This window comes from Stieleria sp. JC731, assembly GCF_020966635.1.
In the GTDB taxonomy this organism is placed as follows: Bacteria; Planctomycetota; Planctomycetia; order Pirellulales; family Pirellulaceae; genus Stieleria.
Window position 1 is genome coordinate 53,599 of record NZ_JAJKFQ010000005.1, and the last position, 18,993, is coordinate 72,591.

Genomic DNA, 18,993 nt, shown 5'->3' on the forward strand with positions numbered 1-18,993 from the left:
GTTCAGCCCGCGGTTCGGAAAAAACACGTTCGCGTCGTGGATCCAAATCACGTGACATGCGCCGTCGTCACCTATTGGAAACTCTTGAGCAACGGCAATTGCTAGCCGGACCTCAATTGATTGGGATCCAGCCGAACGAGGGTGAACTGATTGTTGACGGTACGGTCCGCGATACGTCACCTCGTTCACTGACGTTCCGCTTTGACGAGAATCAGCAAATCGATCCTGATACGCTGGATGCGATTCAGATTCGTCGCGCCGGTCCTGACGAGCAGTTCGACACCGCTGATGACGTTCGCATCCAACCCGGCTCGGTCTCGCTAGGTGCATTAGCAGAGAACGAAGTCGTTGTGCGGTTCGCAGACGCACTTCCAGATGACAAATACCGCATTGATGTCTTCGGTTTTGATGCCCCCAATCGTTCGGACGGTCCGATTGTCGGTTTGCAAAACCTGCAAGGCGAATTCCTAACCGCACGCGACGGTGTTGGCGATTCAGAACATGTGACCTTCGAACTGCGTTTGGGCGCGCGAGTCGAAGCCGTGGTGCCACAGCCAGTGGTTCGACTAAGCGATCGTTCTTTGGAACAGCGTCGCAACGAGATCTTGGTGTATTTCAACGACGATGAGTTGTTCGTCGAAAATGACCCCACGACCGGATTGCCAACCGATCGGTCGGCTGAAAATCCACGCTTCTATCAACTGCTGCTGACGCAAGAAACGGTTCGGACGACCGACGACGTTTTGTTCCAGCCTGATCGCGTGGTCTACGACGCGAATGCGAACGTTGCGCGATTGATTTTTGCTGACGACCTGAATGCATTGCCCGGTGTGCCACTTTCCGGTGGAACATTCCGTTTGCGTGTCGGTACAGCCGTGGATCGGATCGAAGATCTGGTCGTAACGCCAACGGAGCTGAATGTCGTTCCTCGCGTTTCGAGCAACTTGGGAATCGACTCGGACTTGGAAGTCAACTTTGTTTCCAAGGTCTTTGGCGAGTCGGGCGGAAGCCGAAAGGTTCGCTTCGTGAATTCCGGTTCGGGAGGCCCATCGGTCTCGTTGGATTCCAATACCGGTGCCGTTGTTTATGACTTTGGCGGGGCATCCGTCACGGTGTCGCAATTGCGAGACATCGCTCAGAACACTCCCGAAGTCGACGCCGTGATGTCGGTCAACTTTGGTTTGGCCGGTACCGCAGGTGCTGGCGGTGCGATGGTTTTGCCGAGTTCGTTGGTCGGATCATCACTGACGATGGCAGCGGCGGGCGATACGTTGACGACCGCGCTTGATATCGGTGTCTTCGGGCAGAATGGCAACCAACTGTTGTCAAGCATCACGATTTCTGAATCGATTGATCCTCAGCCATACAACGTTCAGCTTGCCGGCGCACTGACCGATCCTGGACGCGCTGATGCGGCGGTGATCGGCGCGATCAATGACATGTTCGGTCCAGATGTCACCGATGGTGTGACCGAGATCGAATACAACTTCCAAAGTGTGTTTGCTGGTGGAACCGGAACTGGTTTCCCCGCGCAGGTGAACAATATCACCGAAGTCCAAAAACGCCGCGTCCGCGAAGCGTTGTCGCTGTGGGCGAACTACCTGGGGCTTCAGTTCCGCGAAACTCCGAATCGTGGTTTGACGATCGCGCTTGGTTCGCTGAATCAATTGACCGCGACTCCAAATTCGACGATCCGTAGCGTTCCTGTTTTGGACGCAGAAATTCGTGTTGATCCGACATTTGACAGCCCCGCGATTGTCTTCAGCAATCAAGTTTCGTTCGAATTGGATTACGGCGAAGAGTTCTTCCGCAAGGCGATGGCCTCGATCGGCTTGATTCTGGGATTGGATCAATCGGCGGACGTCACCGAACAAACGTTGATGGCGCTTGATCCAGAGTTCCTCAATGGAACGATCAACCCTGACACCTTCATTTCGCCAGTCGATCCCTATTCGGACAGTCAGACTGCGATCCAGCAAAAGATCAATCCACTGATCGATGCGAACACGATCGTTCAGCCGTTGCCGAATTCGCTTGAAGGTACCGAGCCAGTTTTCCCTGGCCGATTGGACATCCTTCACGGACAGATGTTGCATCGTCCGGACAGCGTTGATGTCGACTTGTATCGTTTCGAAGTCGCGTTGGATGCGGCTCGTGAATACGGAACACTGACCGTCGAATCCTTTGCCGAGCGTTTGGCTGACAGCAGTCTTCTGGATACGTCGCTAACGTTGTTCCAAGACGTGTCGGCGACCGCGACCAGCAACTTCGGTTTGGGCCCAGACTTGTTGGTGCGATTCGATTCGCAGCTTCCTGGCGAACTTGGCAACCGTTCACGAATTGAATTCATCCAGACGGATCGAGTGATCGGTGACGTCGATGTCCGTGTCGATCGAGTCGTCGCGGCTAACGGTGAATTGGTCGAAAACGCCATTCGTGTCGACCTACCACGCCGCGGTCCGAGTGTCTCATCGTTGACGGTCGGCCAAGTGATGGACGCCATCAACAACGATGCCTTCGCGAGCACCTTGTTCAACGTTTCGGTGGTCAAAGGTAGCGAGAACGCACAGATCCTAGATGTTGCTGCGAGCTCGTATTCACCAATTCGCCTTGCCGATGGCGGAACGGTCGAACTTTCACGTAACGACGATTACTTCAGCAACGACTCGCTACTGACGGCGCGTCTGGAAAACGGCATTTACTACATCGGTGTGGCTGCGAGCGGCAACGACAGTTACGACCCCGCGCTGAGCGGCAGCGGCTACGGCGGTAAAACCCAAGGTGCCTACGAGCTGTTAGTCAAGTTCGAACCACAGGTCAGCCAGACTGATGTAATTCGCGACCGAGATTCCGATCGTGTTGGCGTTCCCGGGACGGCAATCGACGGGGATTTGGATGGCACTCCGACTGGTGTGCATAACTTCTGGTTCCAAACGCGTCCGCTGGACCGGATTCTTGAAGTCGTCTCCGATGGTAGCGGCATCGTTCCAGGGCAAACCATTACCGTTACAGGTGCTGACGGAACCTCGCGTCGGTTTGAATTCGTTCCGATCGGAAGCAATCCGCAAGCCGGCAACGTTGCGGTTCGCTATAGCACGCTGAACACGATTTCAAATATTGCGTCGACGTTGGCGACAGCGATCAACAGCAACGAAGGCGTTCTAGGCGTTAACGCTTCGGTTCAAGTCAATAGCACCGATCCACTGGCACCTGCACAACTGGTTTTGACCGGTGAGCGGTCGCTGAAATTCAGTGCGAACTTCCAAGGGGTGAACGCACTAGGCCGTACGATCTTCGTCGACAAGATTGCGAGTGTCGTTTCGGACGGTAGCCTAGATGAGCCTTTCCGTGACATTTCTGGTGCGGGCGGCACCGGAGCTTTCGATGCCGCATTGCCTGGCGACATTGTTCGAATCGTTGGCAACGGTGGTCAAGACAATGACGTGACCACGCTTGCCGATAACTTCTCCTACCAAATTGGTCTTTCAGAGATCGGTGGAAACACCTTGGAAGACGGTCGTCACATGAACGTTCCCAAGGGCGTGACGACCATGATCGATGCCGGTGCACTGTTTAAGCTGCGTTCGGCAACGATCGGTGTCGGTAGCAATAACTTGCTGACCGATCGAAGCGGTGGTGCACTGCAAGTTCTTGGCACGCCACGTCTGTTGGAAGTCTCGGATCCGGGTGTACCGGGATCGGGTGATTCTGGTTTGTCCGACCTAGGCGTTGTCGGCGATGTTGTCTTTACAAGCACACGTGACCGTGCGGTCGACGCCGCTGCGGCTGGCAACAGCCCACTGCCCGGCGAGGGCAATTGGGGCGGTATCATCTTCCGCAGCGATTTGGATCGCAATGAAGGCCGCAAGAATATCGAAGACGAAGGCATCTTCATGCAGGTCGTCAACCATGCCGATATTCGTTATGGCGGTGGTAGCAATATCCTGATCAATTCGATCCAGCAAACGGTCAATCCGATTCAGATCGTTGACTTGCGTCCGACGGTGACTTTCAACCGTTTGACACGCAACGCTAGCGCGGCGATGAGTGCTTCGCCAGACGCGTTCTTGGAAACTCGATTCCAAGCACCGCGATTCCAACAGGCCGGCGCATTTGTCGCCGACTACAGCCGAATCGGACCGGACATCAAGCAGAACTTGGTTGTCGATAACAGTATCAACGGTCTATTCATTCGTACGATCGCGGAAAACGGCCAGACAGCTCGACCGGTAACCGTGGCGGCACACATCGATGACGTCGACATCGTGCACTTCATCGCCGAGAACGTCGTCTTGGCTGGCCAGCCCGGCGGACCGATCGAAGATGGGTTCAAGCCCGAGGTTTCGTCAGCGACATTGAACACGACCGGTGGTGGTCGTTTGGCTGATGGCACCTACGACTATCGAATGACCTTTGTTGATCGATCTGGCTTTGAATCATTGCCAAGCGATCCGACGGCTTCGATTACCGCATCGACCGGTGCACGAACCGTTCAGATTCTGAACCTGCCGTTGATCGGTGACGGTTCTGAATACCTAACGCGACGTTTGTATCGTTTGGATCCAGGATCCGGTGAGTATCGCCTGATTGCCGAGCTAAACCGTTCGGAGGCAAACTTCATTGATGACGGATCCAACGCGGGCGGCGCCGTGCTTGATCTGACCCGTCAAGGCGTTCGCGGGCGTTTGAATGCGTCACTGGTGATTGATCCGAACACCGTGATCAAAGTTCGTGGTGCTCGACTCGAGTTGGGACAAGGCACGAACTTGATCGCCGAAGGTGACCAAGGCCAACGCGTCGTCTTTACCAGTGCACTGGATGACCGATTCGGCGCAGGCGGATCGTTTGACACCAACGAAGACGCCGGAACACCTGGTGGTGGTGCCGAACCGAGTCGCGGCGATTGGTCAGGTATCTACGCATCTCCGACTGCAAACGTCAGCATCGATTACGGTATCGTTGCCTATGGTGGTGGCGTCAGCCTGATCGAAGGTGGTCAGACCCGCGGATTCGCGGCACTGGAGCTACAACAAGCGAGTGCTCGCGTGACCAACTCGCGATTTGAGTATAACGATCACGGACAAGATGGCTCGGGCCCGATCGGACGAAACGGTCGTTTGGCAATCACCCCGGCAACAATCTTCGGTCGCTTTACACAACCGATCATTGCTGACAACCAGTTCATCGATAACTACGGCGCGATCATTGATCTCGATTTGGCGTCGATGACCGATGAAATGATCGCTGATACCGGACGGCAGACTGGTTCGATCGACAAAATCGTCGGATATGACGACAACGTCGGTCCCCTGTTGCGTGGTAACACGACCGATAGCGAGCCCGGTAATTCGTTCGGACGTCGACAGCTAAATGGTTTGCGTATCCGCGGTGGCGAGTTGTCCGGCGGAAGTATCTGGGACGACACCGATATCGCACACGTTCTGTTCGAATCCGTTGTTGTCGGAAATTCAATCTCCGGAAGCGGCTTGACTTTGAAAAGCCGTCCCGATGAAAGCTTGGTCGTGAAGATGACCGGCGAGGGAACTCCCAATAGTGCGACTGCGGGAACCGGGATCACAGCAACGGGATCGACCGGTGACATCGCTGACCGAATCGGCGGAACGGTTCATATCTTGGGTCTGCCCGGCGTTCCGGTTGTCTTGACGAGTTTGAAAGACGATTCCGTGGGAGCAGGTCGCAAGACCGACGGCACGGCGCAGCAAGACACCAATGGCGACGGTGTTGGCAGCCGGCCTTCGGCAAACGATTGGCGAAGCCTGTACCTCGATGGACTGAGCAACGATCGCAACCTTGGCGTTGTGCTGGAACAGGAGTTGGCAACCGCGGCACCTCCCGGACGCAACGCGTCGGCAAACAACGCCCAGGTTCTTGGCGAATTGGCTGAGCGTCTGACCGCCAGTGACGATGTTGCCCGTTTGGGTTACGAAGTCCGTGGCTACATCAGTGCTGCTGGCGACATCGATACATACACCTTCAGTGCGGTCTCGGGAACTCAGGTTTGGATCGACATCGACCGAACCTCGTTGGGTCTGGACAGTGTGATCGAGATCTTAGACGACGCGGGTAACGTGTTGGCGCGTTCTGACGACAGCTTCTCGGAGCTGAATAACCTTGGCGAAATCGACGTGCTGCAGCCAGGTGTTTTGGTGCAGTCGTTGGGCGATGCCGAAGATCCCGGAACGGAACGCTGGGTCAATGGCGAGTACTACGACTTCGGCTCAACCAACCTGCGTGACTCGGGAATGCGAGTGACGTTGCCTGGTGGTGTAGGCACACAGAACGATTACTACGTCCGAGTCCGAGCGGCATCCGTCGATCCAGACGATATTGCCGGTGGTGCGACAACTGGTGCGTACACGTTCCAAGTTCGACTCCGCGAGGAACAAGAGTTCCCAGGTAGCGTTGTCCGCTACGCCGACATTCGGTACTCCAACCACGGTGTGCACGTCCAGGGTCTGCCCGGCAGTTCACCACTGATCGGTGAAGCTCAGGAAAACGAATCGGCCGACGTGATTTCCGCGACAGGTCAAGAAATCGTTGATCAATTGCCCTACCTACCGACCGGCGGATTGGGAATCGAAGGCGAGCCGAACTACCCGACCGATTTGTACGCTGACAACGGCGAACTGACCGGTGGCTACTTCGGTGGATTCGACGTCTTCGATCCTTCGGTATTGAACTCGCGTCCTCAGAACCTTGGTGACCTGGTCGATTCCAAGACTGGTACCATCAGCGTTGGTGGCCAGCTATCGAGCATCAACGATGTCGACTTCTATCAAATCGACATCGATCGCGAAGGAATGATGGGAGCGTCACGACGTTCAACCGTCTTTGACATCGACTTCGCAGCCGGTTTCGACCGCCCTGACACCAATATCAGCGTCTTCTACTCGCCGACCGGAAATCCGAACCAAGCCCGTTTGGTTCTGTTTGGCGAAAACAGCAACGTATTGGACGACCAATCCAGCCCATTGGCGACTGAGCTGCTGGGTGAACTGCTGGAACGCGGTTCGATCTCGCCACAGGATCCGTTGATCGGACCTGTGTCGCTGCCTGCCGGTAGCTACTTCGTCGCGATTACCGAAAGCACTCGAATTCCGACCGAGTTGAATAACAACTTGGTTCGTCGAGTTCCAATCGATTCGACCGTGCGTATCTTCGATGACCAAGTCGAGGTGAGCGGCGGAAACACTGCTGAGACTCCGATCTACCAAGACTTCGTTGATGTTGCCTCGTCAGGTTGGTCGGTAACGACGAATCGCGATATTGACTTGGGACACAGTCCAGTATCGACGTTCTCGAGCATTGATGCTGTTTCGCCAGCCTCGCAAGTGTCGACTTTCAATAGCGACCTCAGCTTGGCTCAGGCCCGCGCGTCTTTGATTCAGGACGCTGCACAGGGAGGAATCGGCGGCTACAACGGCGACCCGAACTACATGCCAGAGGCCGGAACTGATTTCCGGCCTGACACAATCATTTTGGCATTCAATGAAAACGTGTCTGCCGGATCGAAGGCCACAATCTTGTCAGCCAATGGCTTGCAAGTTAAACGCGAGTTCCAGACCTTCAACGGGATGGTCGTCACGACCCAGTCTGGTGCAGATGTCTTGGACATCGTTTCCGGTCTACTGCAAGAAGACGACATTCTGTACGCAGAACCCGATTACGTCCGCGAATTCGCACTGACTCCGAACGACACTCGCTACGGTGAGCAGTGGCACTACAACAACACCGGGCAAACGTTCGGTACGCCGGATGCGGATATCGATCTTCCCGAAGCTTGGGATGTCACGACCGGTTCGGACCAAGTTGTGATCGCGGTCATCGATTCGGGACTCCAGTTGGATCACCCGGATATCGTCGACAACCTGTGGGTCAACCCAGGTGAAATTCCTGGCGACGGAATCGATAACGACAACAACGGTTACGTTGACGATATCAACGGGATCGATGCCTTTGGTGGCGATGTTGATCCTTCCGATACAGTCGGCCACGGTACGCACGTTGCAGGTACGATTTCCGCTACCGGAAACAATAACCTGGGTGTCACCGGGGTTAACTGGAACGCGAAGATTATGCCGCTGCAAGTCGGCGACACAACTGGCCTTTCGTCTGCTGCGATCATCGAAGCGATCGACTACGCGACGATGATGCGTCGTGACCATGGCATCAACATCAAGGTCAGTAACAACAGCTATGGCGGATACTTCCCAAGTTTCGCTGAACAGCTGGCAGTCCAGGCTCACACCAATGCGGGCATCTTGTTTGTCGCTGCGGCGGGTAATGATGGCTTGAACATCGACCAACTGCCGTCATACCCAGCTTCCTATCCGGCAGCTGGTGTGGTCTCGGTGGCCGCGACCGATGATGACGACCAGTTGGCGTTCTTCAGTAACTACGGCGTGGGCAATGTCGACTTGGCTGCACCAGGCGTCAACATTTTGAGCTTGGGGCTTAATAGCACCTACGTCTACAACAGCGGTACCTCGATGGCATCGCCGCACGTCGCCGGTGTTGCCGCATTGTTGGCGGGATACAGCCCAACGGCGTCTGTTCAAGACCTGAAAGACGCATTGATGTTGGGTGCCGATCCGCTGCAGAATTTGCAAGGTTCATCGATCACCGGCGCTCGTTTGAATGCCGCTGGTGCCCTCGCAGCTCTACCTTCGGGATTGGTCGGAAACGAGTCTTACTACTTCGACCGTAGCGAAGATGTCGGAAGGTTGAGTGCGACAGCATTTAACTTGACCGGCTACTCGGCCGAAGACATGCCGCGGTTCTACTTCGATTACTTCGTTGCTAAGGCTGGGACGGACACGATCACCGTTCAAGCAACCAGCAATGAGCAATCAACTCCGGTTGAATTGGATATCGATCTTAACGACCAAACATTGGGCGGAGTCTGGCGTCAGGCGATCATCGATCTCGGAGACTTTGCCGGAAACACCGGCATTGTTATCGAGTTCGTTTATGAAACTGACATCAACGCCACCGCAGAGGGTCTGTACCTCGATAACTTTATCGTCGGCTTTGCCGAGCGAGGTGAATTGGTTGATGGGGCGACCTTCGGTGAAGGCAACTTTACCGCTGCCACGGGCGGACTGACCGGCCAATACCAGTTGGAAGTTCGACCCGGTACGGACTACACGGAATTGCTTGACGGTGGGTTCTTCATCGACCTGGCTCGTGAATCGGCACCACGCACAGTAGAAACCATCTACCTGCAACTGAAAGCCGGTCGCAGCATCATGCCGTATGACACGCTAGACGTCACCGTGATGAACACAATGACCGGTTTGGACGAAGTCGTACGATTCCAATTCCAGCCATCGAATCCGTCGATTCAGAATCCTGCGAAAGTTGATCCGACAGCAGTCGCAATCTCGTTCGACCGTTTGGATACCGAATCGGACATCGCAAACCGATTGGACTTGGCGATCTCGACCTTGACGGACTACGCGTTCTTTGATTCCGGACGTACCGAAGTCCAACTGACCGATTCCTTCGATACGAACGATCGCCACTCTGAGTCTGTCACGATTGTTGCACCATCGTCGTCGCAAATCAGTGAAGGCAGTACATTCCGATTGGGAGACGGTCGCCGTACGCGAACGTTCGAATTTACTACGGACGCGGCAGTCACCTTCGGCAATATCCCAGTTCCATACACACCGGGTGCGAGCAACGTTGAAATCGCGCGAAGTATCATCGATGTGATCAACTCGGGCGTCGTCCAAGCAACATTGCGTCTGCGTGCTTCTACCGTTTCGGGCAACTGGGACTTTAGCAACGCAGCCGCCCCAGACATGCTTCCGACGGACGCGCGAATCGCGATTCACGGTACGGCCGTTGGAAACTTCCAGTCGGTTGAACGTGTTGCGGATGCGAACACCGGAATGTTGCCAATCGCTGACGACGGAAGCTTGGTTCTTTCGGCGATCTACCACAACGGAATCGGCGATCCGAATACCGTGCGAACGCAAGGTCAGGTGATCATCGAAAACAATACGATCACCGAAGTCCGCGCGATTGGTATTTGGAGCGATCCAGGGTTCCGCGGAACTGATCCTGAAGACGCCCGCAGCGAACTGACGGATCCAGCGGGAACCAACTACATCCGAATGGCACCCGTCGGCAATTCACCTCTTGGCGGTGCGATCAACTTCCCAGAACTGAACGACAGTGTTACCGGTGGGCTAATGCCCGGGTTGGTCGCTCAGAACAATATCATCGACCGCGCCGGTTACACCGGAATTAAAGCGGACGGCGATACTCGGCCATTCGTTCTGGAATGGAACGATTTGTTGGGCATCTATGCCAGCGGAACGACACAGGTGAACTCGCCTGCCGACATCATGATTCCTGACGGGTTCACGTTCGCTCTTGATGCCAGCGGAACACGAGTCGTATTCGAGTTTGAAGAGGTCGGTGGTGTTCCAACCAACCTCGGTGGTAGTGGCGTCGTCGGCGGTGACGGATTTGTCGACGGACACGTACCTGTTTACTACCGATTGGGTGCGGGTGCTTCGACATACAACCCAAGTGCACCAGACCCGGTTCGGAACATCGGTTCGACCGTTCACGAGATCATGTTGTCGATCTACGAATCGGTCCAAGGCAGCATTCTGGTTTCCAATGGCTTGGTCGAACTCGTTCGCCCGACGCTTGGTCCATCATTGACCTACACCGGGATTCCGCAGCAACAGGCCATTGATGCCGCTCCGATCACTCCGCGTCCCGCAGTGCTCGATCCGAACTACCTGGATTACGCGACACCAGCGTTGTATCTGGAAGGTGTGACCGCCATCTATGCGTCACAAGCATTCCAAAAACAAACCGGGTCCGGGCGTACGTCACAGCTGAACTTGAACCGTTTGTTCTACTTCACTCCCGAAACGGAAATTGAAACGGTTTACGACATCAACACGGGGATTGTTACCAACGCCCCAGCACCGATGATGCCGATTGCGGAATCACCGCAACCGTTGGTCAAGTTGGTCAACAATACTGTTCGCGGTAGCGACGGAACCGAAGGTGCTGTCCTTGCGGATGGTTCGTTGTCACGAGCGATCGAGTTAGCTTCGGATGAACCTAACGATACGATCTTCGACGCGGTTGATACCAAACTGGAAGTCAGCCACCGAGGTGCGTACACCTCGACCGGAACGATTGGTGACAATCAAAACTTCTTGACTGCGGACCAAGACGTTGACTTCTTCAAAGTCGAACTTGATGTCGGTGACCGTTTGATCGTTGACATCGACACCGCGGCCGCGACCGATCCGTCGACTCACGTTCGTGTCTTTGATTCCTCCGGTATCGAAGTCTTCGTCGGAAGCACCGGTCAATTGGCCGACTACCTGAATCCGGGTTACTCCAGCTACAATGCGACGACTCCAGATGTGGCCAATGGGCGTGATCAATTCGTCGACTACACCGCGCTGAAGAAGGATACCTACTACGTCGGCGTCAGCAGTGTTGGGAACGAATCCTACGAAGCGAAAAGCCTGACCGAACGCAATGCCGGTACTGGCGGGTTGGGTGACTATCAGATCAATATTGAAGTCCTCGCACCCCGGTCATTTGTCTTCTCGCTTGATAGCCATCCGCTGGATCCATTCGGTGCTGAACAACTAAGCGGCAACATCAACGGTACGTACACCTCCGGTGGTCCTGCCGGTGCCGGATCATTGATCGGAACGACGTTCACGATTTCGCAGATTCCGGACTACCTGATTCCAACCCGTCCAGGCGATGCCTACGCCGGCGTCAACGCTGACGGCAACCGAGTGACCTTTGAGTTCACCGGTGGGCAAAACGTTGTCGTTCTTGGCAACGGCAACATCAACGTTCCGATTCTGAACGGACTGTTGGATGGCAATGGATATCGTGTTCCGGACATCATGCGTGCGATTTCAAACGCGATCAACGGATTCTTGAACAACGCGGCGTTGCCAAACCACAGTGTGGGCAATGGACCGAACGGTGAGGATGGTCCGATCGGCCGTGTTGTCGCTCATGCCCTTGGTGGTAGCGACGGCGACAATGTCGGAATTCGCAACATGACACGCGAAAACGGTGCTTACACCGATCCGACTCAGTTGCCGTTCGGAATCTTCGGCTCAGTGGATTTTCCAATCGGATTCGGCCACGACCGTCGCGAGAGCGGTGGAACGGCGAACGTGGTTCCAAACGGCACGCTCACCGATTCACGTGGAACGACCGAGTTGTATGTGTTGGTCGAGAACGCCGCACATATCGAACTGAGCCCTGAAGCTCGCGCGGCTGGACTGAAACTCGGCCCAGACAACACCGGTTTGGTGACTGATCGACTGGGCAACACCTCGTTTGCTTCGGAATCGGATCAACTGTTGGCCGAGCAAGGCATCTATGTTGGCAGTGGTGTCAGTGCGACAATCCTGAACAACGTGGTCGTCAATGCACATCAAAGCATCGTGCAAGAAGAGTCAAGCGTGTTCGGATTCGGCGGTCGTATCGACGCGAAGAATCCTGACTTGGCCGTCAAGAAAGGCAGCGTCGTCTCCACCGGCAATACCTTCCAATACGACGACTATCGAAACACCCAGATCCGATCGGACATCTCATGGTGGGTCGGGTTCGGTGGATTTGTGAACAACAACTTCGCATTGGATACTGGTCTGTCGACGGATCTTCGTACCGGCCCAAGCAATGTTGCTGGTGGTAATTCCGATTTCAACTTTGTTGTTCGGCAGCCCGGTACGCCTGGCCAATCGCCTGGTAACTTTGTGACCTTCTTCGGTGATGACTTGCTCGAAGACGGGGCGGCTGGACGTTTCCGTCCTGCTGCGAACTCCGGAATCATTGACAGTGCTGTTGATGCGATCGAGCCGCTGGTTGATCTGGTGATCTTGAACGACCAGCTGGACATCCCGACGCGAGTGATCGCGGCACCAGAACGAGATAACTCGGGACAATTGCGTGCTGATGAGCCAACGATGGCTCCACCACCAGGCATCGGGGCGGACGTCTTTAAAGATCGCGGTGCGTTGGATCGTGCTGACTTCGTCGGTCCCGTTGCGAGCTTGCAGACTCCACTCGATAACGACTTTGCCAAGTCAGATAAAGATCCTGCGTTGACCTTTGTCGCTCGCGAAGACGGAACGTTCACCGAGTTCCGAGTCTTGGTTCAGGATTTGGGTGATGAGTCCAACCCGTTTGTCGGAAACGGTATCGACCCGACCACCATCCTCGTTCCACCGATCGCCGGTTTGCGTTCACGTGGTGCAAACATCACGTTGTTTGAGAACGAGCGATTGCTAACCGAAGGTGTCGACTACTCGTTCAGCTATGACGAAACCAGCGGTGTGATTTCACTGCGAGCATTGGCCGGTGTATGGCGAGACGACCGAGCTTACCGCATCGAACTGAACAATCGTGATCGTTCGGTCTTGGTTGCACCAGAGTCGCGCAACCTTGCCGATGGTGACCAAATTTCGGTCATCGATTCTAACGGCGGAACGGTCATCTTCGAATTCGAGACCGGCTACCTGTTGAATCTTCCTGAAATCTTGACTTTGGAAGTCCCACGTCAGGGAACCAATCAAGGTGGACTGATCGACGGCGGTGTATTCACGCTCGATGGCTTGGTATTCGAACTTGATTCCAACGGCACGACAGTACCGGGAAGCATTCCTGTCAGTCTGCCAACAACTCCGACCCCGATCGACAATGCAGATCGTGAAGTTTACTTGAATGCGATTGCCGAAAACATTCGCGCCGCGATTCAAGGTGCGGTGGACAATCCGAACTTGACGCTGGACGTCGATGTTCGAGTTGTCGGACGTGAGGTCTTGATCGGCTCCGAGCCTGGAACGACTGTCGACTCCGGAACGAGCGGTCTGCTGATCGACACGCGAACCTTGTCACTAGAAGTTCCTCCGGCGGGTGCCGATATCGGCGGTGTTATCGTTGGCGAAACGTTTACGATCAACGATGGAAACACGACCGAGACGTTCGAGTTCATCGACGCCAACACCCAGCCAGCGGGCGGGAACATCGGTGTCGACATCTCGGCAGTCGGCGGAACAGCACTGGATGCTCAAGCGACTGCGGCAGCCATCATCAATGCGATTGCCGGCACCGGCTTGCGTCTGTCTCCGGAATTGATCGGTCGTCAGATCTTCTTAGGACTGCCCGAAAGCGGATCTGCAAGTGTTTCGAGCGGTCGCCTACGAGCGGTCGGACTGAGCCGAACTCCGGATGACGGCGACTTGATCACCGTCACTCCGAACGATGGTGGTACGCCTGTCGAGTTCGAAATCAATCGTACCGACGAGCCTGATGGTAATGGCGGCACGATGGACGATGGTGTAGCCGCTGGCCGCATCGCCATCAACATCACCCGCGAAACCACCGCGGATCAGATGAGTGAGCTTGTCGGAGCCGCGATTCGTAGTCAAGCGATTGCCGGATTGTCAGCAGACCAAATCGTGTCTGTAGGCGGCGGTGTCCTTCAACTTGGTGGTGAAGAGAACTTGCTGATCGATGTCAGCGGCACCACATTCCGCGTTGACGGTTCGCCAGGAGTGACCGGGGTTTCGACCTTGGAAATCTTCGGGCCACTGTTGATGGAAGTTCTTTCGACCGCACCTGCCGAAGCAGAGTCGTTCGTAATCTTTGATCCGAACGGCAACCCCATCAACTTTGAATTCGATTCCGATGGATTGCTGGGCGATCCTTCAGCACGAGTCATCGTCTTCAATCGATTCGATGACCAGGCCACGATCGCAAGTGCAATTGTTGGTGCGATCAATGGATCCGCAGCTGGCGTCACCGCTACGGTCGTCGGAACGGGATTGATCTCCTTGGGCCGTATTCAATCGAATCGAGTGATCGACACGAATACCTCGCTAACGACTCGTCGAGGTATCGTCAGCGATGGCGAATCGATCACGATCAGCCAAGGTGGCATTTCTGTTACCTACGAATTCGAATCCGTAGTTAACGGCGGCGGTGTTGGACAAGGCCACATTCCAGTGCCATTCCAACCAGGTTCGACCCCAATCGATGTTGCCAACAGCTTGGCCGCTGCGATCAGCAGTAACTCTGGCGGACTGGTCGTCGATCCACAGGTCACACCTGAGGGACTGGTCGAACTGAACGATGTTGCCGGTACTACCGTCGATGTTACCAGCGCCGCATCTGTCATCCTGACTGGGGTTCCTGGTGGAGCCAACGCGGTGAACCTATCACCTGCTGATTCACCCGAAGTCATCAATCGGGCGATCTTGAACGCGATCAACAGCTTGGCCGGAACCTCACCATTGACTGCGGTCAATCGCGGTGGTGCGACACTGTTCATCGAAAATGCTCGCCGTATCGATGGCCCGATCGCCAGCTTCTACTTGCCAGCGATCAAAGACTTGGCAGGCAACAACTTGGCTGCGAACCGCGACGACACCACAACGCAGTTCACACTGTTGATGGCTGACATTCCGTTGGACTTCGGTGATGCACCTGATCCACGCGGATTGATCGCCGGTCGCTACCCAAGCTTGCTCGGCAACGACGGTGCACGGCATGTCATCACCGGCGACCTTTCGCTCGGTTCACGGGTGGATGCGGAACCTGACGCACAGGTAACGACAGCCGCAGATGGTGACGACCTGATCGCAACGATCTCCTCAAACGGTCAATTGTTCGCGACCGCATTGGGCGATGGCTTCGCATCCATCGAAGTCCTGCAAACGGTCGACGGTGCGACTCGAGATGGTGACACCGTTACGCTCGGTATCGCTGACCGCGAAGTCACACTCGAGTTTGACTTGGATGGAATCTTTGCCGAAGAGAACTTCGCGATCGCAGTTGATCCGGTCGACGCAAACTCTGTCGCAGCAATTACCGAAGCGATTCGGGCTGCAGTAATGGAGTCAGGGCTGGCAGCCGCAGAAGTTGTTGTCAGCGGAGATCGTGTCCTGGTTTACTCCGATGACGAAGACGGTGTCTCGTTTGCCAGCGATATCAATCCGAACGGCAACTTGAGCAAGTCAATTGTCACTCCGATTACGGTCACCGTTTCGGGCACCGGTATCCTGCAAGCTTGGATTGACTTCAATGCCGACGGAGACTGGGATGATACTGGCGAGCAGATCATCACCGGAATGGAATCCAACGCGGTCTTCACTGACACCGGAGCACCGGTTCAGCGAACATTCAACGTGACGGTTCCTTCGTTCGCGACGCCACCACTGGCGCCAACGGCAACCTACGCTCGCTTCCGAGTTTCGCGTGAAGGCGGACTGGGGCCAGACGGTTTGGCACAAAGTGGTGAAGTCGAAGATTACCGAGTCTTGCTGGTATCCGATGCACCACCAACGCTGTTGGATGCACAGTCAACTCGTACCTTCAATGTTCAAGAAGATGGAGCATTGCTCGCTCTTGACCGCGATGGAGGCTCGACATCGAGCACCGCAGATGACGGCCTTCTCAAAGGCATTGTTGATCCCAATGGCGATCAGGTTGCGATCTACTCTGAGGATACTGGCGTTCGTACGCTGATGTCTGGTGATGAAGTCGCTGGTCAGCTGAACATCTCCGAAGACGGCACGTTTACCTTCGTTCCTGAGGCAGAGTTCAACGGACAGGCGGTCTTCACCGTGCGACTGACGGATGTCAAACCGACGATTCCTGAATCGAACTTGGTAAGCCAGACTCCGCTGACCGTGACGATCAACGTGACGCCGGTTAACGATCAGCCATTCGCCACGACAACTGACGTCACCGAATCTGTGCAGATCGACGAAGACCAGTCGGTGATCTTCACCGCAGAGGATCTAATCGATCCTTACTACGTCGCAGGACCTGCGAACGAAATCAATCAGACGTTGATCTTCCAGTCAGTGTCGAGCGTTGCGGGCGGTGAAGCGGTCTCTTCACTTGGCGGTATTCTCGAAATTCTGCCTGGTGGACGCTCCGTTCGGTATACGCCTCCGGTTGACTACAACGGAAGCACGCCGGACACGTTCAACTTCTCGGTCGCTGACGTTCCCGGAACCTTGCAAACTGCTCGTACTGCAGACAAGCAAGGTACCGTGTCGATCTCGATCCTACCGGTCAACGATGCACCGATCGCTCGAACGGACTTCTACAACGCGGTGGAAGACACCAGTCTGACGATCGCAGTCATTGGCGACGGACAATCGATCGTCGGTATTCTGGATAACGACCGTCCAGGACCACAGAACGAAATCGATCCACCGGTCAGCCAGACTCTGAACCTGCCAACCGATCAGTTCGACACTCCAATTTCAACGGAACGTGGTGGTACGGTTCGCTTCGTCAACGGAGCTCTGCTTTACACCCCACCGGGTCTGTACAGTGGACCGGATTCGTTTACCTATCGCGTTGCCGATAACGAAGGTGCCGAATCGATCGGAACCGTGACGATCGACGTCGGTGGTGAGAACGATGCACCGCGATTCGAAGGTATCGCTGGCGAGAAAGATTCGTCGAATCAACCGATCAGTGAGATCACGCTCCCTGAAGCGAAGCCGAACAATGTCTCCACACCGTACTCGCTGGATACATGGTTCTCCGATCCAGAGAACGATCCATTGACCTACAGCGTTGTCAGCAGCGACGAATCTGTCGTGTCGGTCAGCCTGGACGGCAGTGCATTGACATTGACGCAGCAAAAGTATGCGTTCGGCGAAGTCACATTGACGGTTGTCGCAACCGACACCAGTGATGTCAGTACGACCCAAGAAATCACGATCAACATCGTCAACGAGAATGATTCGCCAGAAGTTGATCCAAACGGTTTCGGTACCATCACCATCAATGAAGACGAAATGGTGATCCGCCAGCTGAGCGATGTGTTCACTGACCCGGACAACGACGTCTTGCAGTACACGATCACCAAGCTCGGGTCGATCGTTCAACCAACCGTCAACGACATTGCGAACCATCCGTTGATCGAATCGATCAGCACCAGTGGTGGTGAGCTTAAGATCACTCCAAAGCCCGATCAGTTTGGAACGGTTGACATTGAAATTGAGGCGACCGACGGGAACTTCCGTGTCAACGACCGGTTCACGCTAGAAGTATTGGGTGTGGCGGACGCACCGCGGGCCGCTGATGACAACTACAACCTGCCAATTGGCTCGACCTTGCGTCGACTCAATCCTTCGCAGGGTGTGTTGGCGAACGACTTCGATCCCGATGGGGATTCGATCCAAGTTCAGTTGCCGATTATCAGCCAACCGACCAAGGGAACGCTGGAAATCAACGCGGACGGAACGTTCATCTACAACAACGAAACCGGAATTGTTGGCGACGTCGATTCGTTCACGTACCGGGTTGTCGACTCCACCGGTAAGGTCAGTGCGGTTCGGACCGTGACGCTGACATTGAACCGATCGGAATATCAGAACCCAATCGGCGGAATGGAAGCGGATGTGACGGCGGACGGATTCGTCTCGCCGATCGACGCACTACGGATCGTGAACCTGATCGGACGCCTGGGAGCAGAAACCGGGGCAGTGCCAGTTTCCGAGATTGGCACTCCTCCGCCAGACTTCTACGACGTCAACGGTGACGGTGTGGTCAGTGCCAGTGACGCGTTGATCGTCATCAACACGCTGGCCCTACGTCAAGCAAACGGTGAAGGCGAGTTGGTGACCTCAGGCGAATCGGCCCTGTCGACTTCGACAAGCTTCGCCGCCGCGTCGAGTGACTTCCTGCCGCCGGCGTCTGCGACTTTCGTTCAGTCGACGGACGATTCCGAGTCGGAAGTCCTTACCTCGACAGATGTTGCGGACAGCCTGTTGGCCGCCGGCTTGGAGATCGATTCGAGAGTTTCGGTTGATGTCGACCGTCTGACCGGTGATTCGGATGGTGTCAACGAAAGTTCAATTGATGAACTTCTCGGCGACCTTTCCGAAGATTGGGATGAACTCCTGGGACTGTAGTTCCGGCAGCTTTGATTGAGCC

General features: G+C 55.3%; 1 protein-coding gene. It reads left to right on the top strand.

Annotated features, from left to right (window positions below; genetic code table 11):
* Positions 1 to 56: 56 nt before the first annotated feature.
* Positions 57 to 18,971, top strand: coding sequence for a S8 family serine peptidase (locus LOC67_RS11490; RefSeq protein ID WP_230262746.1), 18,915 nt, complete (start codon positions 57 to 59; stop codon positions 18,969 to 18,971).
* Positions 18,972 to 18,993 lie beyond the last annotated feature (22 nt).